The sequence below is a fragment of the Streptomyces sp. NPDC104096 genome (assembly GCF_055584385.1).
This window is the reverse complement of sequence record NZ_JBVJMD010000003.1, coordinates 179469-202413: the sequence shown is the minus strand read 5'-3', so window position 1 is coordinate 202413 and position 22945 is coordinate 179469. Positions and strand designations below refer to the sequence as shown.

Annotated in this window: 21 protein-coding genes and 2 tRNA genes; 7 read left to right on the top strand and 16 right to left on the bottom strand. The window is 72.2% G+C overall.

From position 1 onward, the window contains the following. Positions 1–68: 68 nt before the first annotated feature. The 7 genes from ACZ60B_RS05380 to ACZ60B_RS05350 all read right to left on the bottom strand — a co-directional run bounded on the left by ACZ60B_RS05380 (position 69) and on the right by ACZ60B_RS05350 (position 7054). Entirely contained in the window at positions 69–1049 is a 981-nt protein-coding gene (locus ACZ60B_RS05380; protein ID WP_469384338.1) for a tetratricopeptide repeat protein, read from the bottom strand. 110 nt (positions 1050–1159) lie between these two features. Further along, on the bottom strand, positions 1160–2578 hold the full coding sequence (locus ACZ60B_RS05375) for an HD-GYP domain-containing protein (protein ID WP_469384337.1): 1419 nt from the start codon (positions 2576–2578) through the stop codon (positions 1160–1162). Then, positions 2575–4116: an HD-GYP domain-containing protein gene (locus ACZ60B_RS05370; protein ID WP_469384335.1), complete on the bottom strand. Its 1542-nt coding sequence runs from the start codon at positions 4114–4116 to the stop codon at positions 2575–2577. The genes ACZ60B_RS05375 and ACZ60B_RS05370 overlap by 4 nt, the downstream gene beginning before the upstream one ends. 159 nt (positions 4117–4275) lie before the next feature. Next, positions 4276–4587: a mycothiol system anti-sigma-R factor gene (gene rsrA, locus ACZ60B_RS05365; protein ID WP_469384334.1), complete on the bottom strand. Its 312-nt coding sequence runs from the start codon at positions 4585–4587 to the stop codon at positions 4276–4278. After that, entirely contained in the window at positions 4584–5267 is a 684-nt protein-coding gene (gene sigR / locus ACZ60B_RS05360) for an RNA polymerase sigma factor SigR (protein WP_162469929.1), read from the bottom strand. Before sigR ends, rsrA begins: the two co-directional genes overlap by 4 nt. A 310-nt stretch (positions 5268–5577) precedes the next feature. Then, complete coding sequence (locus ACZ60B_RS05355) at positions 5578–6237, bottom strand: alpha/beta hydrolase family protein (protein ID WP_469384333.1); 660 nt, start codon at positions 6235–6237, stop codon at positions 5578–5580. Between the two features lies 1 nt (position 6238). Next, a complete protein-coding gene (locus ACZ60B_RS05350; RefSeq protein ID WP_469384332.1) occupies positions 6239–7054 on the bottom strand; it encodes an SOS response-associated peptidase in 816 nt (271 codons plus the stop codon). A 50-nt stretch (positions 7055–7104) separates the two neighbouring features. On the opposite strand from ACZ60B_RS05350, the gene ACZ60B_RS05345 reads away from it, so the two are divergent. From ACZ60B_RS05345 to ACZ60B_RS05330, 4 genes are all read left to right on the top strand, one after another. Further along, positions 7105–7836 carry a M50 family metallopeptidase gene (locus tag ACZ60B_RS05345; protein WP_469384331.1) on the top strand — a complete coding sequence of 244 codons (732 nt, stop codon included), beginning with the start codon at positions 7105–7107 and terminating at the stop codon, positions 7834–7836. A 181-nt stretch (positions 7837–8017) separates the two neighbouring features. Beyond that, on the top strand, positions 8018–9349 hold the full coding sequence (gene aroA, locus ACZ60B_RS05340) for a 3-phosphoshikimate 1-carboxyvinyltransferase (RefSeq protein ID WP_469384330.1): 1332 nt from the start codon (positions 8018–8020) through the stop codon (positions 9347–9349). Between the two features lie 13 nt (positions 9350–9362). Further along, positions 9363–10376 carry a ribosome small subunit-dependent GTPase A gene (gene rsgA, locus ACZ60B_RS05335; protein ID WP_469384329.1) on the top strand — a complete coding sequence of 338 codons (1014 nt, stop codon included), beginning with the start codon at positions 9363–9365 and terminating at the stop codon, positions 10374–10376. Between the two features lie 253 nt (positions 10377–10629). Further along, positions 10630–10953: a DMT family transporter gene (locus ACZ60B_RS05330; protein ID WP_469384328.1), complete on the top strand. Its 324-nt coding sequence runs from the start codon at positions 10630–10632 to the stop codon at positions 10951–10953. A gap of 35 nt (positions 10954–10988) precedes the next feature. On the opposite strand, the gene ACZ60B_RS05325 is transcribed toward ACZ60B_RS05330, so the two are convergent. Continuing rightward, positions 10989–11597, bottom strand: coding sequence for a TetR/AcrR family transcriptional regulator (locus tag ACZ60B_RS05325; RefSeq protein WP_469384327.1), 609 nt, complete (start codon positions 11595–11597; stop codon positions 10989–10991). A gap of 189 nt (positions 11598–11786) precedes the next feature. On the opposite strand from ACZ60B_RS05325, the gene hisN reads away from it, so the two are divergent. Together hisN and ACZ60B_RS05315 are read left to right on the top strand one after the other, a co-directional pair. Next, positions 11787–12587: a histidinol-phosphatase gene (hisN, locus tag ACZ60B_RS05320; protein WP_469384325.1), complete on the top strand. Its 801-nt coding sequence runs from the start codon at positions 11787–11789 to the stop codon at positions 12585–12587. Between the two features lie 172 nt (positions 12588–12759). Next, entirely contained in the window at positions 12760–13161 is a 402-nt protein-coding gene (locus ACZ60B_RS05315; RefSeq protein WP_152893993.1) for a CBS domain-containing protein, read from the top strand. An 81-nt stretch (positions 13162–13242) separates the two neighbouring features. Here ACZ60B_RS05315 and ACZ60B_RS05310 read toward each other — a convergent pair. From ACZ60B_RS05310 to ACZ60B_RS05295, 4 genes are all read right to left on the bottom strand, one after another. Next, a tRNA-Met gene (locus tag ACZ60B_RS05310) sits at positions 13243–13316 on the bottom strand. A gap of 214 nt (positions 13317–13530) precedes the next feature. Then, on the bottom strand, positions 13531–15402 hold the full coding sequence (locus tag ACZ60B_RS05305) for a sel1 repeat family protein (RefSeq protein ID WP_469384324.1): 1872 nt from the start codon (positions 15400–15402) through the stop codon (positions 13531–13533). 206 nt (positions 15403–15608) lie between these two features. Further along, positions 15609–15682 (bottom strand) — tRNA-Met (locus ACZ60B_RS05300). Between the two features lie 75 nt (positions 15683–15757). Next, positions 15758–18715: a UPF0182 family membrane protein gene (locus ACZ60B_RS05295; RefSeq protein WP_469384631.1), complete on the bottom strand. Its 2958-nt coding sequence runs from the start codon at positions 18713–18715 to the stop codon at positions 15758–15760. Between the two features lie 164 nt (positions 18716–18879). Between ACZ60B_RS05295 and ACZ60B_RS05290 the strand changes: the two genes are divergently transcribed. After that, positions 18880–19425, top strand: coding sequence for a PPA1309 family protein (locus tag ACZ60B_RS05290; protein WP_469384323.1), 546 nt, complete (start codon positions 18880–18882; stop codon positions 19423–19425). Between the two features lie 111 nt (positions 19426–19536). Here the strand turns inward: ACZ60B_RS05290 and ACZ60B_RS05285 are convergent, their stop codons facing one another. The 4 genes from ACZ60B_RS05285 to ACZ60B_RS05270 all read right to left on the bottom strand — a co-directional run bounded on the left by ACZ60B_RS05285 (position 19537) and on the right by ACZ60B_RS05270 (position 22862). Next, on the bottom strand, positions 19537–20634 hold the full coding sequence (locus ACZ60B_RS05285) for a YlbL family protein (protein WP_469384321.1): 1098 nt from the start codon (positions 20632–20634) through the stop codon (positions 19537–19539). 50 nt (positions 20635–20684) lie between these two features. After that, positions 20685–20897 (bottom strand): hypothetical protein, encoded by a 213-nt coding sequence (locus ACZ60B_RS05280; RefSeq protein WP_469384320.1) that lies wholly within the window; start codon positions 20895–20897, stop codon positions 20685–20687. A 139-nt stretch (positions 20898–21036) separates the two neighbouring features. Continuing rightward, entirely contained in the window at positions 21037–21498 is a 462-nt protein-coding gene (locus ACZ60B_RS05275; RefSeq protein ID WP_469384318.1) for a molybdenum cofactor biosynthesis protein MoaE, read from the bottom strand. 251 nt (positions 21499–21749) lie between these two features. After that, entirely contained in the window at positions 21750–22862 is a 1113-nt protein-coding gene (locus tag ACZ60B_RS05270) for an SDR family oxidoreductase (protein ID WP_450661537.1), read from the bottom strand. Positions 22863–22945 lie beyond the last annotated feature (83 nt).

Here is a 22945-nt window from a genome sequence, read left to right as displayed (position 1 = left end):
CGTACGCCTTCCTGCAAGCCTGAGATTTCTGCGGGTACAGCCTAAGGGGGCGTCCGTCCCGGGACGGCTCAGCAGACCTCCTCCAGGTCCCGCCAGTCCCGCGAGTCCGGGCTGTCCGCGACCCAGCCGTCCAGCAGACCGCGCACCAGGGCGGCCGGCGCGGCCACCCCGCACTCGCGCTCGGGCATCCAGAGCTGCCCGTCGGTGCGGTGGCCCAGCGGGCCGGGATGACCGGGTTCGCTGTGGTCGTGCGGGTCGAGGTGCACCCCGTCGCCCTCGTCGGACGGCATCCGCGACTCCGAGCACATCCGGCACAGCAGCCGGACCGACGACGACCAGTCCTCCGCGGCGAAACCGGCGTCGGCCGCGAGCCGCTCCAGCGCGTCCCGGTCGGCCTCGGTCGCCGCCTCCAGCAGGACCACCCAGGTCGGCACCGGCGACGGCGCCCACAGCTCGATCTCGTCGAACACCGGATAGGAGTGCCCGGCCGACGTGGTCCGCTCCCCGTGGGGCACCCCGTCGTGCAGCACGACCTCGCCCCAGCGCCGCCCGGAGGACGGCAGCGGAATGGACAGCACCTCGATCCGGGCGGGGTCCAGCCTGCGCCCCCACACCACCTCGGCCTCGCCCTCGGGCGACAGCCGTACGGCCGCGCTGCCCAGTTCCATGCCGACGGGCTCCCCGGCCGCGGTGGCGCCCCCGGGCACCTGCAGCCCGTAGGCCTGCCAGGCCCGGCGGGCCAGCGGCCAGTCCTGGAGGGCGGTGGCGGCGATGCCGACGTTCCACCAGTCCGGCGCCCCGGTCTCCCGCTCCAGCAGGGCGACGGCCCTGAGGCCGGCCGTGCGGGCCTGCTCCCAGTCGTGCCGGAACTTGTGCAGCAGGGCGAGGTTGAACCAGGACTCGGACAGCCACGGCTCCAGATCGGCGGCCCGCGTCAGCAGGGCGCCCGCGTCCTCGTACCGGCCGTCACCGATCAGCGTGAACGCCCGATCGGTGGCCTGCCGCCAGGAGGCGGAGGGCCGGTGCCGTCCCTTTCCGAAGATCCTCACGATTCCCGCCTGCCGGTCCAGTTCCGTGGGGTGGGCTGGCCAGTGCCCCCGGACACCCTCTCCCTCGCATCCAACCACGTAGGGCTGGAGAGGCGCTCATTACCCATGGGTTACCCCATGGAGGGCAAGGTCAGACAGCCCCGTGACAGGACTCGCGCCAGCGCCTCGACGACCTCGGGCGCGTACTCCCCGGCCGTCCCGAGCCGTAGTTCCTCCAGCGCCGTGAGCGGGCCGCCGGGTCCCGCGTCGCGCGCCTTCTCCTCGTACGCGTTCACGGCCCGCACGATCCGGGCCGCCGGCGGCTGCTCCCGGTAGGGGTCGGCCTGCCGCTCCACCACCACCGCGACGGCCCCGTCCACCCCCGTCTGCCGTACGACGGCCCCGCCGAGCAGCGCGATCCGCCGCTGCTCGGCGGCGGGCAGCACGGCGGTGGCTCCCGCCGGCACCGGGTCCACCAGGCTCAGCTGTCCGATGTCGTGCATGAGGGCCGCGTACTCCAGTACGTCCAGTTCGGCCTCCGACAGTCCCAGGTCCCGCCCGACGGCGCGGCTGAGCGCGGCGACGCGCCGTGCGTGCCCGGCGGGGGTGCAGCCGGCTATCTCGGTGGCGCGGGCGAGGGAGGCGATGGTCTGCCGGTAGGTGGCGCGCACGGCCGCGTACCGGCGCAGGGACACCTGGGCGAGCAACAGGGGCAGGCAGAACACGGGCAGTGCCCACAGCCCCGCCACGGCGACCGCGAGCGCCATCACCACCCCGGTCGCGCACACCGCGGACCCGATCCCGAGCAGGGCCCGCAGTTCGTCGCGCAGCAGCGGCCCGAACGGCCAGCCGGTGCGGGAGCGGGCCGCGGCGGCCGCGAGCACCGCGTCGCACAGCGCGGTGAGCGCGAGCAGCGCGACCAGCAGCAGCACGTAGGAGCAGCCGGGCCGGCCCGCGAGGACGCCGCTGCCGTAGAGGGGCCGGAAGCACAGGGCGGCGAATCCGACGGTCAGCACCCGTCGCGCCAACTGGTCGAGCGCTGGACCCGGCCCGCGCGCGAGGTGCGGCACGCTGCCCAGCAGCGACGCGGCGAAGACCACGGCGACGATCCGCGCGACGTCGACGGCGGTGTCCGCGGTCGGGACGGGGCCGAGGTCCCGCGGCAGGGCGAAGTGCCCCGCCTCCGGTCCGAGCAGGGCGTACGACAGTGCTCCGGCGGCGGCCAGCGGCGCGGCCTGCCTGCCCTCCGGCCCGCTCCACCGGGTCAGCTCCCCGACGGCGACGAGGAGCCCGAAGGCGAGGGCGGCCCGGCGGTCGTCGATGCCTCGCCAGAGGGTGACCGCGAGGCAGAGCCCGGCGAGCACGGCGGCACCGGCGTGCGTGAGGCCGAGCGCCCGGAGGCGGGCCGGGGGCTGGTGGCGGTGCGTGGGGTGGGGCTCGGCACGATGACGGTCACGGAGTCGGGGCCGGAGGGGGAATCGCGGGCGGCGGCCGGTCCGGGGTCGGTGACCGCGCGGAGGACGGCGACGGGCACCCCCGGGCGCGCTCATCGGTGCGCTCCGGGGTGGTGGGGGGCGGGGGAAATCTGGGGCGCGGGAGAAGCCTCGGGTGCGGGGGAAACCTGGGGCGCGGGGGAGACGAGAGGCACAGGGGGCGCCTGGGGCACAGAAGGGTTTTGGGGTGCACGGGACGCCTGAGGCACGGAAGGCTCCTGGGGCGCGGGGGGCGTCTGAGGCGTCCGGAGCTCAGGAGGCGTCTGAGGCACGGGAGACGTCCGGGGCGCAAGGGTGGCGGGTGGGTGGATCCCCGGGGCGGGCGCGTGGGTCCCGGAGGTGGGTGTCTCGTCGGCCGTCACCGCCGGATGCCATCCCCGGCGTTCCAGCGCGCGCACCAGCGCCCCGACCATCGCCGGGTCGAACTGGGTCCCCGCGCAGCGCCGCAGTTCCTCCAGTGCCGCCGGCACCGGCCGTGCCCTGCTGTAGGACCGGGTGGACGTCATGGCGTCGAACGCGTCGGCGACCGCCACGACCCGGGCGAACTCCGGGATCTGGCCGCCGACCAGCCCGTACGGATACCCGCTCCCGTCCAGCCGTTCGTGGTGGTGCAGGATCGCCGACCGGGCCTCCCCCAGGAAGCCGATGCCGCGCACCATCTCGTGCCCGTACTCCGGGTGCAGTTCGATCACCCGCCGCTCCTCGGGCGTGAGCGGCCCGTCCTTGCGCAGCAGCCTGGTGGGCACCCCCAGCTTGCCCACGTCGTGCAGGATCCCGGCGAAGCGCAGCACCTCGGCCCGCTCGTCGTCCATGCCCAGCTCGCGGGCGATCATCATCGACGCCTGTCCGACCCGCTCGCTGTGGCCGCGGGTGTACGCGTCCTTGATGTCCACGGCCTGCACGAGGGCCCGGATGGTCGCCTGGTGGGCGGCCCGTTCCCGGTGGTACTGGGCGAACACCCACCCCGACACGCACATCGGCAGCAGCACGAGCAGCGCGGCGACCGGACCGTACGGGCTGCGCCACAGCACCGCCATCATCAGTCCGGCCAGCCCGTGCACGGCGGCCGGCGCCAGCGAGCGCGGGAACGGTCCGCGCCAGGCCCGGCGGACCGAGACCCGCTCGGCCAGCACCAGGATCCCCCCGTCGAGCGCGCCGAGCACCAGGCAGAAGACCAGGACGGCCGCGCCGGCCGGCACCAGTACCCGGGGGAAGTCGGCGGCGGCCACCGCCTCGCGGCCGCCGAGCGCCCCGTGCACCCGGGCCGCGGCCCACACTCCGAGCGTCAGCTGGGCGGCACGCCAGACGCGCCGCAGCAGCACGGGCCGGTCGGCCGGGGAGAGCAGTGCCCCCGGCAGCGCGACGAGTGCCGCGGCCGACGGGGGCAGCAGGAAGGCCCCGGCGAGCAGCAGGGGGTGGAACGTTCCGGCGAGGCGTCGACGGGCGATCCGCTCGCCCCCCGCGTACAGCGCGGCGAGCAGGACGACGGCCCACCGCGCGGAGGCTGCGGGCGGCAGCGGCTGAAGACAGAGCCCGGCGCCGAGGGCGGTGCAGACGACGTACGCACGTGCCCGCGCCGGTACCGCCGCCTCCATGACGCCCACCCCTCCCCCGGCCACGACCGTTTTTGGCCATGACCATGCCTATCCAGGCTCCGGAGCCTAGGGCGGCCGGGGGAGTTTGCGGGCAAAAGTGCTCCGCATTAGCACGTTCGAGTGAAAGCGGGTCGGATCACCGACAGAGCTCGCGGTGGTTCAGGACTCCTGCGGGGTGACCGGGGAGGTGGCCACGTCATGCTCGGGCACGGCCTGCCCGGACCGGATCAGGTCCAGTCGCCCCATGACCTTGGCCCGCAGGTCGCTGGGCACGTCGTCATGCCCGCAGCACCGCTTGACCAGCTTCTTCACGGCCTGCTCCAGACCGTACTTCTCCAGGCACGGCGAGCATTCCTCGAAGTGGTGCCGGAACTTGTCGCGGTCCAGTTCCGGCATCTCGCTGTCGAGGAACTCGTACAGATGGTCGAGTACCTCACTGCAGTCCGTCTCGTGCGGCTCTCCGCAGCTCATGAGCCCGAACCTTTCGCTTCGTTCGACTCTCCGGCGCCGGCCGGGACCAGTCCGCGTTCGCGGGCGTAGTCCTCGAGCATGCCGCGCAGTTGACGGCGGCCCCGGTGCAGCCGGGACATCACCGTACCGATGGGTGTCCCCATGATGTCCGCGATCTCCTTGTACGCAAAGCCCTCTACATCCGCGAGATAGACGGCGATGCGGAACTCCTCGGGGATCGCCTGCAGCGCTTCCTTCACGTCCGAATCGGGCAGGTGGTCGAGCGCCTGCGACTCCGCGGAGCGCAGACCGGTCGACATGTGCGACTCGGCGCGCGCGAGCTGCCAGTCCTCGATCTCCTCGGCCGCGCTGCGCTGGGGTTCGCGCTGCTTCTTGCGGTACGAGTTGATGAACGTGTTGGTGAGGATGCGGTACAGCCACGCCTTGAGGTTGGTGCCCTCACGGAACTGGTGGAAGGACGCGTACGCCTTGGCGTACGTCTCCTGCACCAGGTCCTCGGCGTCGGCCGGGTTGCGCGTCATGCGCAGGGCGGCCGAGTACATCTGGTCGAGGAATTCGAGCGCGTCCCGCTCGAAGCGCGCCGTGCGCTCCGTGGCGGACTCCGCACTCATGCCCTGGCCCTCGGGCTGCTCCGCCTGGCCGTTGTCGGTCCCTGCGTCGGTCCCAGTGACCGGACCCACCTCCTCAAGTTCCCGGGTGGGATCGATGCCGATCCCACTCGAATCGGAGGATAGACGACGAGACGTGCTCGCCGCCGCTCGAATAGGAGCGATCTTGGCCGCGTGCAGCACCGTCCAGTCGAGGTCGGCGCGGCTGCCACGGCCCGGATCGGAATCCGCCGGGTGCAGCCCGTCCACGGGGTGCTCGCGGGTGACGAGCGGGCAGATGGTCGAACCCATGCGGCGGACTTCCTCTCCTTCGACGTCGGCGCTGGTGCACCAGCACTTCTGTCCGCCTCAACCGTGGCCGGCCGCACAACATTCCCGTCCGTCACCCGAGTGAGACCGCCCACTCCACGACCGCGTCCGTGATCACCTCCAGGGCCTGCTCCTGCGTGATCCGCGCGCGCTTGGGCACGGCGAGGCCGTGATCACCCGAAGGCACCTCGACGAGCCGGTACCCCCCTTCGGGGAATTCGCCGGGCCTGCCGAACGGGTCGTTCCCGCCCTGGACGACGAGGGTGGGCACCCCGGCGCCGAGCAGTTCGCCGGCCCGCGACTTCTCCGGGCGGCCGGGCGGGTGCAGCGGGAAACTGAGCGCGAGCACGGCGGCGGCGCCCAGTTCCAGGGCCGTACGGCAGGCCACCCGGGCGCCCGCGCTGCGGCCGCCCGAGATCACCGGCAGCCCCGGCTCCGCCACCGCGGGCCAGATCCCGCGCCAGCCCACGTCCAGCGCCTTCGGGGCGGGCGCGACCTTCTTCCCGGCCACCCGCCAGGGCTGCTCGACCAGCGCCACGCTCACCCCGTGCGCGGGCAGCACCGCGGCGAGCGCCCTCAGGTCCGGGGCGTCGATCCCGCCGCCCGCGCCGTGGCTCACGGCGAGGACGAGCCGCGCGTCGGCGGCCCGGTGCCAGGTGACCCGGGCGGTGCCGGCGTCGGTCTCGACAGTCTCGCTCACGCTGGTCTCGCTCACGTCGCTGATCTTCGTCACGTCAGAAGAGTGTGCCCTCCTCGGGCCCCTCCAGTTCCTTCAGCAGCTCCGCTCCGTTGTTGCGGACGTTGCTGACCGCGGTGGAGACGGGGTAGGCGCGCAGCAGCCCGGTCGGCGGCGGCGTGAGCAGGCCACGGAGCTCGTCGGCGTCCGTGCGGGCCGGGTCGAGCCAGTCGTCCCAGCGGTCGGGGGTGAGCATCAGGGGCATCCGGGGGTGGATGTCCGCCAGGGCGCGCGGGCCCTCGGCGGGGGCGCCCGCGAGCGGCGCGGTCTCCGCCTCGGTGGTGATGACCGAGCAGGTCACCCACCAGGCGAGCGGGTGCTCGTCCGGCAGCGTGCGGTCCCGCCAGAACTCGTAGAGGCCCGCCATCGCGAAGACCGAGCCGTCCGCGGGCGTCACGAAGTACGGCTGCTTGCGCGGCCGCTTCTTCTTCCCCTCGACCTCCAGGTCCCGCTCCTGGGTGCCGGTGACCCACTCGTAGTAGCCGTCGGCGGGGACGACACAGCGCCGGGCGGCGAAGGCGCGGCGGTAGGAGGGCTTCTCGTGCACGGTCTCGGCGCGGGCGTTGATCATCCGGGCGGCGCCCTCGGGCGTCTTGGCCCAGGACGGGACGAGTCCCCATTTGAGCTTGCGGAGCTGGCGAACCGGCCTCGGGCTGTCCGCGTCCTTCACAGGGCGGTCGAGGACGACGTAGACCTCCTTGGTCGGGGCCACGTTGTAGTCGGGCGCCGGCGTCTCTTCCGGATCCCACTGCTCGACCTCAAAGGTTGCTGCGAGATCCTCGGGCCCACGACTGGCTGCAAACCGTCCGCACATACGTGCAACACTGCCAGATTCCGCGCCGTGAAAGGGAGCCACCGCCGACAATGGACAGCACCGCATCCACCTCGCTGGCCTCGCTGAGCTCCCTGTGGGACGAGGTCTTCGGCACCCAGCCGGACCCTGATCTGTGGGTGGTGCTCGCCACCCTGGCCGCGGGCCTCGCGATAGTCGTGCCCCACCCGCTGTGGCGCATCTCGCGCAACGCGATCACCATCGCGCACGAGGGCGGCCACGGCCTGGTGGCGCTGGTGACCGGCCGCACCCTCACCGGCATCAGGCTGCACTCCGACACCAGCGGTCTGACCCTCAGCCGGGGCAAGCCGTACGGCCTGGGCATGATCCTCACCGCGGCCGCCGGCTACACCGCTCCCCCGCTGCTCGGCCTGGGCGGCGCGGCGCTGCTCGGCGCCGGTCACATCACGCTGCTGCTCTGGCTGGCCACCGCGCTGCTGGTCGCCATGCTGGTGATGATCCGCAACGCCTACGGGGTGCTGACCGTGGTGCTCACCGGCGGCACCTTCCTGCTGGTGTCCTGGCTGGCCGGGCCGCAGGTGCAGGCGGCGTTCGCGTACGCGGTGGTGTGGTTCCTGCTGTTCGGCGGGGTGCGTCCGGCCTTCGAGCTCCAGGCCAAGCGGTCGCACGGGGGCGCGGGGGACTCGGACGCGGACCAGTTGTCGCGGCTGACGCACGTACCGGCGTGGCTGTGGCTGTTCCTGTTCCACGCGGTGTCCCTGTGCTCGCTGCTCGGCGGGGGCCGGTGGCTGCTGGGGCTGTGAGCGCCGGGGGCGGCGCGCGCTTCCGTCATGCCGTGCCCCGGGTCCGGGGCGCGCTCCGGTCATGCCGTGGCCATGCCTCGCCTGCGCATATATGCGCGGCACTGTCCACGCCACGCTTTCGCTCCGCTTTCGCCTCATTTGATCAAGATCTCCGGTCACCGACAGCCACTAAAGTGGGCGCATGACCGTGAACCCCGCAGACACCGCCCTCTGGCCCGCCCCGCACGCGACCGGAGCCGTCGACGCGACGGTCCACGTGCCCGGGTCCAAGTCGGTCACCAACCGGGCCCTGGTGCTCGCCGCCCTCGCCTCCGAGCCGGGCTGGCTGCGCCGCCCGCTGCGCTCCCGCGACACCCTGCTGATGGCCGGGGCGCTGCGCGCGATGGGCGTCGGCATCGAGGAGACGGTGTCCTCCAGCTCCACCGTCGCGGGCGGCACGGGCGAGGCGTGGCGGGTGATCCCCGCCGGGCTGCACGGCCCGGCCACGGTCGACGTCGGCAACGCGGGCACGGTCATGCGCTTCCTGCCACCGGTCGCCGCGCTCGCCGACGGTCCCGTCCGCTTCGACGGCGACCCGCGGTCGTACGAGCGTCCGCTGCACGGCGTGATCGACGCCCTGCGCGCCCTCGGCGCCCGGATCGACGACGACGGCCGGGGCGCGCTGCCGCTGACCGTGCACGGCGGCGGTGCGCTGGACGGCGGTCCGGTCGCCGTCGACGCCTCCTCCTCGTCCCAGTTCGTCAGCGCCCTGCTGCTGTCCGGTCCGCGCTTCAACCAGGGCGTGGAGGTCCGTCACACCGGCAGCACGCTGCCGTCCATGCCGCACATCCGGATGACCGTGGACATGCTGCGCGCGGTCGGCGCCCAGGTCGACACCCCGGAGTCGGGCGGCGAGCCGGACGTCTGGCGGGTCACCCCCGGCGCGCTGCTCGGCCGCGACCTGACCGTCGAGCCCGACCTGTCCAACGCGCAGCCGTTCCTGGCGGCGGCGCTGGTCACCGGCGGGCGGGTCGTCGTCCCGGACTGGCCGTCCCGGACCACCCAGCCCGGCGACCGGCTGCGCGAGATCTTCACCGAGATGGGCGGCAGCTGCGAGCTGACCGAGTACGGGCTGGTGTTCACCGGATCGGGCGCCGTCCACGGCATCGACGTGGACCTGGGCGAGGTCGGCGAGCTCACGCCGGGCATCGCGGCCGTCGCAGCCCTCGCGGACTCCCCGTCGTACCTGCGGGGCGTGGCCCATCTGCGGCTGCACGAGACGGACCGGCTGGCCGCGCTCACCAAGGAGATCAACGAGCTCGGCGGCGATGTCACCGAGACCGCCGACGGACTGCGCATCCGGCCCCGCCCCCTGCACGGCGGGATCTTCCACACGTACGAGGACCATCGGATGGCGACGGCCGGCGCGATCCTCGGGCTGGCGGTGGAGGGCGTGCAGATCGAGAACGTGGCGACGACGGCGAAGACCCTCCCGGACTTCCCGGAGCTGTGGACCGGGATGCTCGGGGCATAGGGGCGATCAGGTCATGCGCCGCTACGGCAAGCACACCGACGAGGACGACATCCGCTCCCGGCCGAACCGCAAGGGCAACCGGCCCCGTACGCACATCCGCCCCAAGCACGAGGACGCCGCCGAGGGCATGGTCCTCACCGTCGACCGGGGCCGGCTGACCGTCCTGGTCGAGGACCGGGTCGTGATGGCCATGAAGGCCCGCGAGCTGGGTCGCAAGGCCGCCGTGGTCGGCGACCGGGTGGCCCTGGTCGGCGATCTCTCCGGCAAGAAGGACACGCTCGCGCGCATCGTGCGCATCGAGGGGCGGACCTCGGTGCTGCGCCGCACCGCGGACGACGACGACCCGTACGAGCGCGTGGTCGTCGCCAACGCCGACCAGCTCGCCATCGTCACGGCCCTGGCCGACCCCGAGCCCCGCCCGCGGCTGATCGACCGCTGCCTGGTGGCGGCCTTCGACGGCGGGCTGACCCCGCTGCTCGTGCTCACCAAGTCCGACCTGGCCCCGCCGGCCAAGCTCCTGGAGCTGTACGGCGACCTCGACATCCCGTACGTCGTCACCAGCCGCGAGGAACTGGAGAACGGCACCGCCGTCGCCCGGGTCCGCGAACAGCTCGACGGGAAGGTGACCGCGTTCGTCGGGCACTCCGGCGTCGGCAAGACGACGCTGGTGAACGCGCTGGTGCCGCTGGAGCAGCGGCGTACGACCGGACATGTCAACGCGGTGACGGGCCGCGGCCGGCACACCACGACCTCGGCGCTGGCGCTGCCGCTGGCGGACAGCGACGACGGCTGGGTGGTCGACACCCCGGGCGTACGGTCGTTCGGCCTGCACCATGTGGATCCGTCCCGCGTGATCCACGCCTTCCCCGACCTGGAGCCGGGCACGGAGGGCTGCCCGCGCGCGTGCAGCCACGACGAGCCGGACTGCGCGCTGGACGCGTGGGTGGCCGACGGGCACGCCGACCCGGCGCGGCTGTACTCGCTGCGCCGGCTGCTGGCGACACGGGAGCGCACGGAGGGCGACTGATCCAGCGCCGCGCGAGGGGCGGCCGACGCCCCTCGCGGACGGACAGCCGAGATCCCGGTCCGGACGGACGGCGAAAGCCCGCTCCCCGAGCAGGGCCTGATCCTCCGTCACGGAAGGATCCCTGACCTTCGCGTTGTTTGTTCGGGCCCGGGGCCGGTAAGTGCATAATCGCACCGAGTCGGATCCAAGCCCGACGAGCCCGACCAAGCGGCCGCGAAGCGCAGGCAGGCGCTGACACCCGGGAGGACAGCACATGGCGTGGCTGCTGGTAGTCGTGGCAGGCCTGCTCGAGACCGGCTTCGCGGTGTGTCTGAAGCTGTCGCACGGCTTCACCAGACTCTGGCCGACCGTCGCCTTCAGCTGCTTCGCGCTGGGCAGCTTCGGTCTGCTCACCCTGTCGCTGAAGAAGCTCGACGTGGGCCCGGCCTACGCCGTGTGGACGGGCATCGGCGCGGCGGGCACGGCGATCTACGGCATGGTCTTCCTGGGCGACCTGGTCTCCACGCTGAAGATCATCTCGATCAGCCTGGTGATCGCCGGTGTGATCGGCCTCCAGCTGTCCGGCTCGGCCCACTGACACCTCGCCCCGGCCGACGCCCGGCGGGCGGCGCGTCACACGGTCGACGGGCGGGGGAACGCGACCCGTAACAGCTCCCCGACCCCGCCCTCCCCCGGCGGCGCGGAGACACAGGACAGGCCGACCCGGACGGCGAGTTCACAGGAGCGCGTCAGTTCCACGGTGTCCTGCCGGTCGGCGCCCGGAGCGGACAGGGCGGCCACGGCCCGGTCGCGGACGATCGCCACGAAGTCGCCGGGCGAGGGCAGCGGGCCGTCCGCCCGCCGCTGCGCGGGCACCACCGAGGAGGACGGCACCGCCCGCAGTGTCGGGGCGGGCAGCCCCTCGCCCCAGCAGCCGGTGAGCATGGCCCGTACGAGCGCGTTCTCGCGGGCGGCCGAGGCGGTCCACTCCGCGGTGGCGGCGAGCCGCTCACGGGCGTCGGCGTACGCGGCGAGCGCGCGCTCGATCCCGGCGAGGTAGCCGTCCGCCTCCCGTCTGACCAGTGCCCGGGCCAGGCCGTCCTTGCTGCCGAACTCGTTGTACAGCGTCTGCCGGGACACCCCGGCCGCCGCGGCGACGTCCACCATCCGCACGGCGGACCACGGCAGGCGTGCCAACGCCGTGTACGCGGCGTCCAGCAGGGATTCCCGTGCTGCGGGCATCTTCGCCTCCCGGGGCGAGGGGCTCTGCGCCCAGATTTGACGCGCACGGGAGCACTGTCAAGGGTTCGCGAAGGCACCGCGGGGCGCCCGCCGGTCCCCGTGCGCGGGCGGCCCCGCGCCGCACCTCCCGGCGGCCTGCCCGCCGACCCCGGTGGCCCCGCACCCACCTCGGCAGATACGGTTCGTTACATGCCGGACTACCTGGACGACCTCCGCCTCGCCCACGTCCTCGCCGACGCGGCCGACGCCGTGACGATGGACCGCTTCAAGGCTCTCGATCTCAAGGTCGAGACGAAGCCGGACATGACTCCGGTGTCCGAGGCGGACAAGGCGGCCGAGGAGCTCATCCGCGGTCAGCTCCAGCGCGCCCGCCCCCGCGACGCCATCCTCGGCGAGGAGTACGGCATCGAGGGCACCGGCCCGCGCCGCTGGGTCATCGACCCGATCGACGGCACCAAGAACTACGTGCGCGGTGTTCCCGTCTGGGCCACCCTCATCTCCCTGATGGAGGCGGCGGAGGGCGGCTACCGGCCCGTCGTCGGCGTGGTGTCCGCACCCGCCCTGGGCCGCCGCTGGTGGGCCGCGCAGGGCCATGGCGCCTTCACCGGCCGCAGCCTGTCCTCGGCGTCTCGGCTGCACGTGTCGCGGGTCTCGGAGCTGAGCGACGCCTCCTTCGCGTACTCGTCGCTGAGCGGCTGGGAGGAGCAGGGCCGGCTGAACGGCTTCCTGGACCTCACCCGCGAGGTGTGGCGCACGCGCGCGTACGGCGACTTCTGGCCGTACATGATGGTCGCCGAGGGATCGGTCGACCTGTGCGCGGAACCCGAGCTCTCCCTCTGGGACATGGCGGCCACCGCGATCGTGGTGACGGAGGCGGGCGGCACCTTCACCGGCCTCGACGGCCGGCCCGGCCCGCACAGCGGCAACGCGGCCGCGTCGAACGGGTTGCTGCACGACGAACTGCTGGGGTATCTCAACCAGCGCCACTGAACGGCACAGATGAGCGTGCGCGCCCTCAATTGGCCGCGCACGCCCCCTTGTTGACCTCTGCTTTACCTGTCAGTCTGTGAGCACCCCCCACTTGTGAACTTGTGCATCACCATGGGCGCCTCAGGCGCCGGGCCCGAACCATCGGGGGTTTCCTAGGAGGTGGCTCCATCCCATGCTCGTCCGCGACGCCATGAGCACGGTGGTCCTCACCATCGGCCCCGACCACACCCTCCGCCAGGCCGCAGCCCTGATGTCCGCGCGCCGAGTGGGCGCCGCCCTGGTCCTCGACCCGGACGCCGGCGGCATCGGCATCCTCACCGAGCGTGACATCCTCAACTCCGTCGGCCTGGGCCAGAATCCGGACACCGAGCGCACCCACGCCCACACCACCAACGACGTCGTGTTCGCCGCGCCGACCTGGACCGTGGAGGAGGCCGCCGGCGCCATGGCGCACGGCGGCTTCCGGCATCTGATCGTGCTCGACGGCGGCGAGCCGGCCGGCATCGTCTCCGTCCGCGACGTCATCCGGTGCTGGGCACCCGCCCGGCAGCCCGCACAGCACGTCCCCGCCTGAGCGCGGCGGCGGCACGCACTGTGCCGTACGGCAAAGAACCGAGGGCCGGAACCCTTTCGGATTCCGGCCCTCGGCCTTCAGTAGCGGGGACAGGATTTGAACCTGCGACCTCTGGGTTATGAGCCCAGCGAGCTACCGAGCTGCTCCACCCCGCGTCGATGAATGGAACACTACGTCAAGGCCGCAGGCAGAAGCAAATCACTTGGCGATCCGGGCTACGCAGGCCCATGGATCCGGGGTGGGCGCGGGCCGAGCGGGCGCGACCGGGACGGGCGCGGGCCGCCGGGACAAGCGACGGCCCGGGCAAGCGCGGCCCGGCAGGGCCGACGCGGCCGGGGCGGGCGGGCTCGTGTGTGCGCGCCGGCCGGGTCAGGCCGAGAGTTCCTGTCGCAGGGCGTCCCTCAGTCGGGCCGCCCGTTCCGAGACCTCCGTCGGCCCCAGGGAGACGGCCCGGTCGGCCCACCGCTGCCCCTCCGCCAGCTCGCCACGACGCGCGTAGACCAGGGCGAGCCGGAGCGCCGCCCGTCCGTGCCCGGCGTCGGCGGCGCGGGTCCACCACACGGCCGCCTCGGGCTCGCTGCCCTCCCGGGCCAGCAGCAGCCCGAGATTGAACGCGCCGTTGCGCGACCCCGCCTCGGCGGCCGCCCGGTACCAGCGGTCCGCCTCCACCACATCGCCCCGGTCGGCCGCGAGCATCCCGACCCGCACCTGTGCGCGCCGGTGCCCCTGGGTGGCCGCCCGCTCGTACCACTCCTCGCACTCGGTTTTCTCGTGCACGTGCTCGCCGAGTTCGTGCGTGGACGGCGCGGGCCGCCGCGCGTCCAGCACGGCGGCCAGCCGGTACGCGGCCTCCGCGCTGCCGCCGCCCGCCGCGCAGCGCAGATGCCGCTCCGCCTCCCGCTCGTCCCCGTCCCGCAGCCGGGCGATCCCGACCTGGAGCGCCGCCTCGGTGTGCCCGGCCGCCGCCGCCCGCTCGTACCACCGCAGCGCGGCCTCGTCCTCGCTCTCCGTGCCCCGGCCGGCGTACAGGATGCCCAGGTTGAACGCGGCGTCGACGCTGCCGGCCTCCGCCGCCTTGGAGAACCACGGCTCGGCGCCGGTCGTGTCGCCGCCCTGGAGCAGCAGGATCGCCAGCGCGTTCGCGGCCTCCCGGTGCCCGGCGTAGGCGGCGCGCCGGTACCACTGTTCGGCCTGCGCGGTCCGCCCCTGTTCGGCGCAGAGCAGGCCGAGGTTGTAGGCGCCGTTGTCGTCGCCGGCGTCCATCGCGGCCCGGTACCAGCGCTCGGCGGTCTGGGTCTCGCCGCGCTCGGCGTGCAGCGCGCCCAGCGCGTTCGCCGCGTTGCCGTCGCCGTCCTGGGCGGCCCGCAGCCACCACACGGCGGCGCTCTCGCTGTCCCCGGCGTCCCGCAGCAGGAAACCGAGAGCGCAGGCGGCCCGCGCCTCCCCGTCCTTGGCGGACGTCAGGTACCAGCGGCCCGCCTCCTTGAGCTCACCGCGCTTCTCCAGGATCGCCCCGAGCTGCAGGGCCGCCCGGCGGTGGCCGCGGGCGGCGGCCTGCCGGTACCACTGCTCGGCCTCGGCCTCCGCCCCGGCCTCGGCCTCGGCCTCCGCCCCGACCGACGCGACACCTCCGTCGCCGTCGGCCTCCCGTCCGTGCCGCCGGTCCAGTGCCCTGGCCAGCCGGTACGCCGCCTCGCGGTGGCCCCGCTCGGCGGCCGCCCGCATCCACTGCTCGGCCCCGCCGTCCCCACGGTGCTCCAGCAGGTCGGCGAGGGCGTACGCGCCGAGGGCGTGTCCCTGCTCGGCGGACTGGCGCAGCCAGTACTCGGCGGCGGGTTCGTCCCCGCGTTCCCGGTGGTGCCGGCCGAGGGCGTGGGCGGCGGCCGCGGATCCCGCGACGGCGGCGATCCGCCACCATCCCGCGGCGTCGTCGGCGTAGCCGCGCTGATAGAGAAGGACACCCAGGTTGTTGGCGGCGGCGCGGTCGCCCGCGGTGGTGGCGCCGCGCAGGTACGGCTCGGCGGCGTCGAGGTCGCCGCGGCGCAGCAGCATGGCCCCGAGCACGCTCATCGCCTCGACCTCACCGGCCTCCACGGCGAGGCGCAGGCGCGCCTCTTCCGCAGCCTCGCCGGTCTCGTCCCGGTCGGAAGGCTGCACAAGGTCAGCCGGCTGCGCGAAGTCAGCAGACTGCACAAACCGCCCTGTCTCCAACAGAGTTGCCTTGTCCCCCATAACGTCCATCGTCGCACCACCCGCAACCTGGGTACATCCGGTATACCGCAGTCAGTGAAGGTCACTTCAGCGTTTTGTCGACATGCCCACAGAGAGACAAGTCAAACACGGATCGCTCAACTCCCCCTGGCGGCGCGGCCGTCGCGAGGATCGGCACATGCGTTCGCACAGCGCGAAGGCCCGGATCCTTGGAGGATCCGGGCCTTCGCGATCAGTAGCGGGGACAGGATTTGAACCTGCGACCTCTGGGTTATGAGCCCAGCGAGCTACCGAGCTGCTCCACCCCGCGCCGTTGTTTCTCAACCGTATCACGGCGCGAGGGGAGATCTTCACTCATTTGCGGCTCAGCCGCAGCTCAGCTCACTCAGCCACTGCTCGGACCGGCGCTCGGGGTGGCACTCGGCGTGCCACTCGGGCTCGGACCGGCGCTCGGGCTCGCGCCGGGACTGCCGCCGCTCCCACCGGTCCCGCCGGCCTTGGCCTGCGCGTCCTCGGCACGCTTCAGCGCGTCCTGGAGATCCTTCTGCGCCTCGCCGTACGCCTGCCAGTCACCCTTCTTCAGTGCCTCCTGGCCGGCGTCGAAGGCCTTCTGGGCGTCGCTCAGGGCCTCCTGCACGGTCGGGTTGGCGGACGTCGGCGGGTTGGTCGTGCCCTCGTCCGGCGGTGGCGTGGTCGAGGCCTCCGCCCCGAAGACCTTGTTGAGGGCCTGGTCGAGGGTGTCCTCGAACGCGGTGGCACCTCCGTAGGTCACCAACACCTTGCGCAGCAGGGGGTACTTGAGTCCGCCACCGCGTACGTAGACCGGCTCCACGTAGAGCAGTCCGCCGTCCAACGGCACGGTCAGCAGATTGCCGTACTCGACATCGGAGTCGCCGCCCTTCAGCAGCTTGATCGACGCGGCGATCTCCTGCTCGGAGTTGAACTGGCTCTGGACCTGTTTGGGCCCGTTGACCGTGGTGTTGGTCGGCAGTTTCAGGATTCTGATCTTGCCGTAGTCGGAGGTGCCCGGTTCCGAGTCGACCGCCATGAACGCGCTGAGGTTGTCCCGGCCGTTGGGCGTGAACGTCGTCGTCAGCGAGAACGCCTGGTCCGCCTGGTCGGGCATCTTCATGCTCAGGTAGTACGGCGGCACCGCGTCGCCCGACTTGTTGGTCGGCTCGTCCGGCACCTGCCACACCTCGCTGCCGCTGAGGAACGTCTGCGCGTCCTTCACGTGGTAGCGGGTGAGCAGCTCGCGCTGGACCTTGAACAGGTCCTGCGGGTACCGCAGATGGTCCATCAGGGCGGCCGGGATGGCCGTCCTGGCCTTCACCGTGCCCGGGAACGCCTTCATCCAGGTCTTCAGGACCGGGTCCTTGGTGTCCCACTGGTAGAGCGTGACGTCGCCGGTGTACGCGTCGACGGTCGCCTTCACCGAGTTGCGGATGTAGTTGACCTGGTTCTGCTGGGCCACCACCGCACGCGAGTTGTTCGTCGCGGTCAGCGAGTCCGCCGTGGTGTCGCCGAGGGTCGTACGGGAGGCGTACGGATATCCGTTGGTGGTGGTGTAGGCGTCCACGATCCACTGGATCTTGCCGTCCACGACCGCCGGGTAGGCGTCGCCGTCGATGGTCAGCCACGGGGCGACCGCCTCGACCCGCTCCTTGGGCGTGCGGTTGTACAGGATCCGCGAACCGTCGCCGATGGCACCGGAGTACAGGATCTGCGGCTCCCCGAACGCGACCGCGTACGCGGCCCGGTTGACCGGGTTGGAGAGGCTCACCCCGCTGTCGCCCCGGTAGCTGGTGGTCTTCTCACCGTTGTCGTCGGAGTAGTCGATCTCCTTCTGGGGACCGCCGACGATCGAGTAGGTGGTGGTCTTCTCGCCGTAGTAGACCCGCTGCTGGTACGTCCCGAGGTCGCCGGTGGACGGCAGGTCGGACTCGGTGAAGACCGGGCGGCCCTCGGAGTCCGCCTCCGTGCCCTTGGCGGCGACCACGCCGTAGCCGTGGGTGTAGCGGAAGTGGTCGTTGATCCAGTTGTTCTTCGGAATGCCGTTGAGGTTCAGCTCGCGCAGACCGATGACGGTGTCCTGTTCCTTGCCGTCCTTGGTGTAGCGGTCGACGTCCAGGTTGGTCGGGAAGGCGTAGTAGTTCCTGATCTGCTGGAGCTGCTGGAACGTGGGCGAGACGATGTTGGGGTCCATGATGCGGATGCTCGCCGTGTCGTCGACGTCGTCGCGCAGCTTGGTCTTGTCCGTGGTGCTGCTCTTGCCGGAGTACTCGGTGACCTGCGTGCCGTCGATGCCGTACGCCTCACGCGTCGCCTTGAGGTTCTTGTCGACGTACGGCGCTTCCTTGGCCTGCTCGTTCGGTTCGACCTGGAACTTCTGGACGATCGCCGGGTACAGGCCGCCGATGAGGATCGCGGAGAGCACCATCAGGCCGAAGCCGATCATCGGCAGCTGCCAGGTGCGCCGCCACAGGGTGGCGAAGAACAGCAGGGCGCAGATGACGGCGATGCAGAACAGGATCGTCTTCGCGGGCAGGTAGGCGTTCGCGTCGACGTACCTGAGGCCCGTCCAGTTGTCGGTCGCCTTGAAGTCGCTGGACTTGACCGCGAGGCCGTACCGGTCGAGCCAGTACGCGACCGCCTTCAGGGCGACGAAGACGCCGAGGAGCACCGACAGATGCCCGGTGGCCGCCGCCGTGGCCCGCGCGCCCGGGCTGGTGATGCGCAGCCCGCCGTACAGGTAGTGGGTGAGCGCGGCGGCGATCAGGGACAGGATCGTGGCGGCGAAGCCGAAGCCGAGCAGGAACCGGTACCAGGGCAGGTCGAAGGCGTAGAAGGAGACGTCGAGGTGGAACTGCGGGTCCTTCTGGTGGAAGGGCACGCCGTTGACCCACATCAGCCAGGTCCGCCACTGGCTCGACGCGGACGCGCCCGCCACCAGGCCGACCAGCGCGGTGATGCCGAACAGCAGCCACTTCTTGTACGGCGCGATGCCCATCCGGTAGCGGTCGAGGTTCTGCTGCTCCATCGACATCGCGCTCAGCGGCGGGCGCATCCGGTGGGCGATCCAGATGTTGAACCCGACCGCGACGGCCATCAGCAGGCCGAAGACGAAGAAGAGTCCGGTCTTGGTGAACAGCGTCGTCGTGAACACGGACGAGTACTTCACCGACCGGTACCAGAGCCAGTTCGTCCAGAAGCCCGAGAACATGGTGAACGCCATGCCGAGAACGGCGAGGACGCCCAGCGTCATGAGCAGGGTCCGGACACGCCGGGACGGGCGGCCCACTCTGATCCGCGGCCCTGTCGGGCCTCCGCCGCGGTCCGGCATCTGGAAAGCCAAGGTGTGCACCTCGAAGTTCGCTGTCGATACGTCAGGGCCGCATTTTTGCGGGCCCTCCCCGGGGCCTCGCGATCGCAGACCCACACCTATGCAACTTACTCACGCTTTACTCGGTTCCCGATTCCGGCCAGGAACGAGGCAGGATTGTGACCATGTCCAACACTCCCATGGCGGCGAGCCCGCTCACCCGGGCCGTACTCGAGATCGACGAGTACGCCTCCGGCCTCGGCTGGGACCAGCCCGCCCGCCTCTTCGCCCTCGTCGACACCGCACGGCTGCGGGCTCAGGAACCCTCACTCGCGGCCCAGCTCGGTCTGGGTGAGGAAGAGCAGACCACCACCGGTCTCACCCCGATCGAGCAGGACGAGATTCCAACGGACAAGGCGCTCGACGAGTTCCTTGCCACGATCGCCTGGCCCGACGCGGTGGTCGGGTGCGCGCTCACCGTGGAGCGTCTGATGCTGCCGCCGTCCGCCGAGGCGCAGGTCCCGCAGGGCCTGAGCGACGCGAAGCTGGCGAAGTGGGTGTCCGAGCACCCGCAGCGCCAGGAGGTCCGTATGACGGTCGCGGTGCTGCGCGACGGCGCGCGCGAGTCGGCTGTGCGCCTGCGCGAGAAGGACTCCCCGACGGAGGTCCTCACGGGCGCCGACCTGGTCCCGGGTCTGGCGGAGGCCCTGACGGCGACGTTCGAGGACTGAGGCCCCGCCCGGACCGGGGCTCCCTCCGGCGGTACGGCACCGGGGGCGCCCCTCCGAGCGAGGGGCGCCCCCGGTGCCGTACGGGAGCCGGTGTCGTACCGGGGTGGAGTCTCAGCCCTTGGTGGTGCACTTCGGCAGGTCGGCCGTGTCGCCGGTACGGATGTCGTCGAGGGCGTCGAGGGCGTCGCCGATGGTCTTCACCTTGACCAGGCGCAGCCCCTCGGGGGTGTCCTTGGCGGCGGCCGCGCAGTTGTCGGCGGGCGTCAGGAAGTACTGGGCGCCCTTGTCGCGGGCGCCGACGGTCTTCATCTCGATGCCGCCGATGGGCCCGACCGTGCCCTCGTCGTCGATGGTCCCGGTGCCGGCCACGAACTTGCCGCCGGTCAGGCTGCCCGGGGTGAGCTTGTCGTAGATGCCGAGCGCGAACATCAGTCCGGCGCTCGGGCCGCCGACGTCGGCGAGCTTGATGTCGATGCTGAACGGGAACGTGTGGTCGGTACCGGCGGAGATGCCGACGATGGCCCGCTTCGGGTTGTCGTCGTCGGACGTGGTGGTGGTGATCGTGACCTTCTCGGTCGTGGTGGCCGTCCGGTTCTCCTTCTCGGCGGCGGCCTGCTCCTTGGCGGGCACGATCGTGAAGACGACGTCCTCGCCGGGCTTGTGCTTGGTCACGAGCTTCGCCACGTCGGTGGTCTCCTTGACCGCCGTGCCGTCGACCGCCTTGATCACGTCCCCGGCGTGCAGCCGGCCCTCGGCCGGGGAGTCCTTGCCGACCGTCGAGACGATCACCCACGCCTTGACCGGAATGCCGAGCTCCGTCAGGGCGGCGACCTTGGCGCTCTCCTGGGACTGGCTGAACTCCTCGGCGTTCTCCTGGGTGGACTGCTCCTCGGTCTTGCCGTTCGGGTAGAGCGTGTCGTGCGGCACGATCTTGTTGTCGTGCGCCAGCCACCCGTAGACGGCCTCGACGAGGTTCATCCGGTAGTCGGCGCTGGTGACCCGCACCGTGGTCATGTTCAGGTTGCCGCTGGTCGGATACGTCTTGCGCCCGGAGATCTGCAACACCGGCTCACCGCCGTGATCGCCGAGGGTGTTCACCGTCGGCCCCGGTGACAGCTCCGAGTACGGCACGGGGATGAACACTCCCGCACACAGGAGCGCGATCAGCATCAGGGTGGAGGCGAGCATCGTCGCAGTGCGGCGTGGCATGAGTCGACAGTACGGGACGCGTCTGTCAGCGCACCGTCAGGGCCACCCCGTCATGTACCGCTGTGCGTCTCCTCCATCACGCCGACGGGCGTCTTCTCCATCACGCCGACGTGCGGCTTCTCCATCGCGGCCCGGAACCGGGCGTACCCGTCCAGTTCAGGACCGTCGCCGCGGGTCTTTCTCGTCCGGTTGGCCCAGGTGCCCCACAGGCCGGCTCCGATCGCAGCCACAAGCGGAATCAGCAACCAGGCGAGTGCCCCCATGCCGACCTCCCAACCCCTATCGAGCGATCGCTACTGACTGATCAGCAGATTAACCATCCGCACTGACAACGCTCACGCCAGGGGGCCGGTTACGCAACCGGACGGGGTAGCGGAAATAACCGGACGGAGGACGGGAGACTCAGCAGGCGCCGACCCATTCCTCGGTGCCGTCGGAGAACCTCTGGTGCTTCCAGATCGGCACCTCGTGCTTGAGATCGTCGATCAGCTTCCGGCAGGCCTCGAACGCCTCGCCCCGGTGCGGGCAGGAGACGGCGACGACGACCGCGAGGTCACCGATCGCCAGGTCCCCGACCCGGTGCACCGCGGCCAGCGCCCGCACCGGGTACTCGGCGACGACCTTCTCCGCGATCCGCCGCATCTCGGACTCGGCACTGGGGTGGCACGAGTACCCGAGCCCGTCGACGTCGTTGCCGCCGTCGTGGTTGCGCACCGTCCCCACGAACAGCGCGGTCCCGCCGGCCGCGTCGTCCCCGACGGCCCGGAAGACCTCGTCGAGGCTGAGCGCGGTGTCGCGGACGGCGATCAGCTTGACGGGGTCCGACGCCGCCCGCTCACCCGGATGATCGTTCGTGGCTGCCATACCCCCATCGTGCCGCACGCCCGGGACCACGGGAAACAGCGCTTCGGGCCACCGGGCCGACGCGCGACCGCGCCACGGGTCCGGGGCCCATGGGTCACGGGCCGCGGCTCGCGGGTGGCGGGTCGCGGCCCAGGGAACACGGATGGCCCATCGTCAGCCCGCGCGCCTCGGGGCCTGTGGCTCGGGGCTCGCACCCCGGAGCTCGCGCCCCGGCGCGCACCCGTCGGCGCGCGCCCGGTGCCCCGGGGCCGTCAGATCCGCCGTCGCGCCTTCCGGGCCCGCCGTACGACGGCCGCCGCGCCCAGCAGCGCGACCGTCGCGCCCGCCGCGCCCGCGGCCGTGGCGTCCTTGCGCCCCAGCCGCCGCCCGGCCACGGTGTGCCTGCCGGAGACCTCCTCCAGCAGCTCCGCGAGCACCTCCTCGTTGGTCCATCGCGGCCGCCACCCCGCGTCGTGCAGACGGCTCCCGCTGACCACCCAGGGGTACATCGTGTAGGCGAGGTCCCCCGCCGGGGACGGGGTGAGCCCGATCCGGTGCAGCCGGGCCGCCGCGCCGAGCGCGACCGCAGACGGCAGCTCCATCCGACGGATCCCGCTGAGCTCCTCGACCTCCTCCTGCTCCAGCCATCCGTCGCAGCCGACGGCGAGCTCACCGTCGACCTTCTCCAGGACGGCGTACTCCAGCGCGCTGCACAGGTCCTCGACGTGGCAGAACTGCCACGCGGGCCGCGACCCGGCGACGACGAGCAGCCGAGGCGACTCGAAGTACCTGGTCAGCGCGGTGTCCGTCTCTCCGACGAGCACCGCGGGCCGCACCACCGTGACGTTGAGCCCCGGGTGCGCGCGCGGCGCGCGCCGGGCGAGCCGCTCGATCTCCAGCAGGTCGCCGACCCCCGTGGCCTCGGCGGTCGCGCGCAGCTCGGCGTCCTCCGACAGCGGCAGCTCGTTGTCCGGCAGCGCCCCGTAGACCATCGCGGACGTGCACAGCACCACGCGGTGCACACCGGCCGCCGCGGCCGCGGTCAGCACGGTCTGCGTCCCCCGGACGTTGTAAGCGGTGCGCGCGGCCGCGTCGCTGCCCAGGTCCAGGTCGAGCGCCAGATGCACCACGGCGTCGGCGCCGCGCAGCTTGTCCGCGATCGCCGGGTCGCGCACGTCGAGGATCTGCCACTGCGCCTCGGCACACTCCCCCCGGCGCTCGTCGATGGCGATGACCTGCTTGATCTCCTCCGACGCGGCGAGCCGCGCGGTCAGCAGCGCGCCCACACCGGACGCGGCGCCGGTGACGGCGACGACGGGCCCGCGGGCGGTGGGCGGGCCCGAGTGGTTTCGCGCTGCGCGAACCTGCGGATCTGGGGAACTCACCAGGTGTCTCCAGCGGTTGTCTTCTGTACGGGCGCGAGCGACGCGTACGTACCAGGTGGCATCCATCCTGCCGCAGGCCCTCC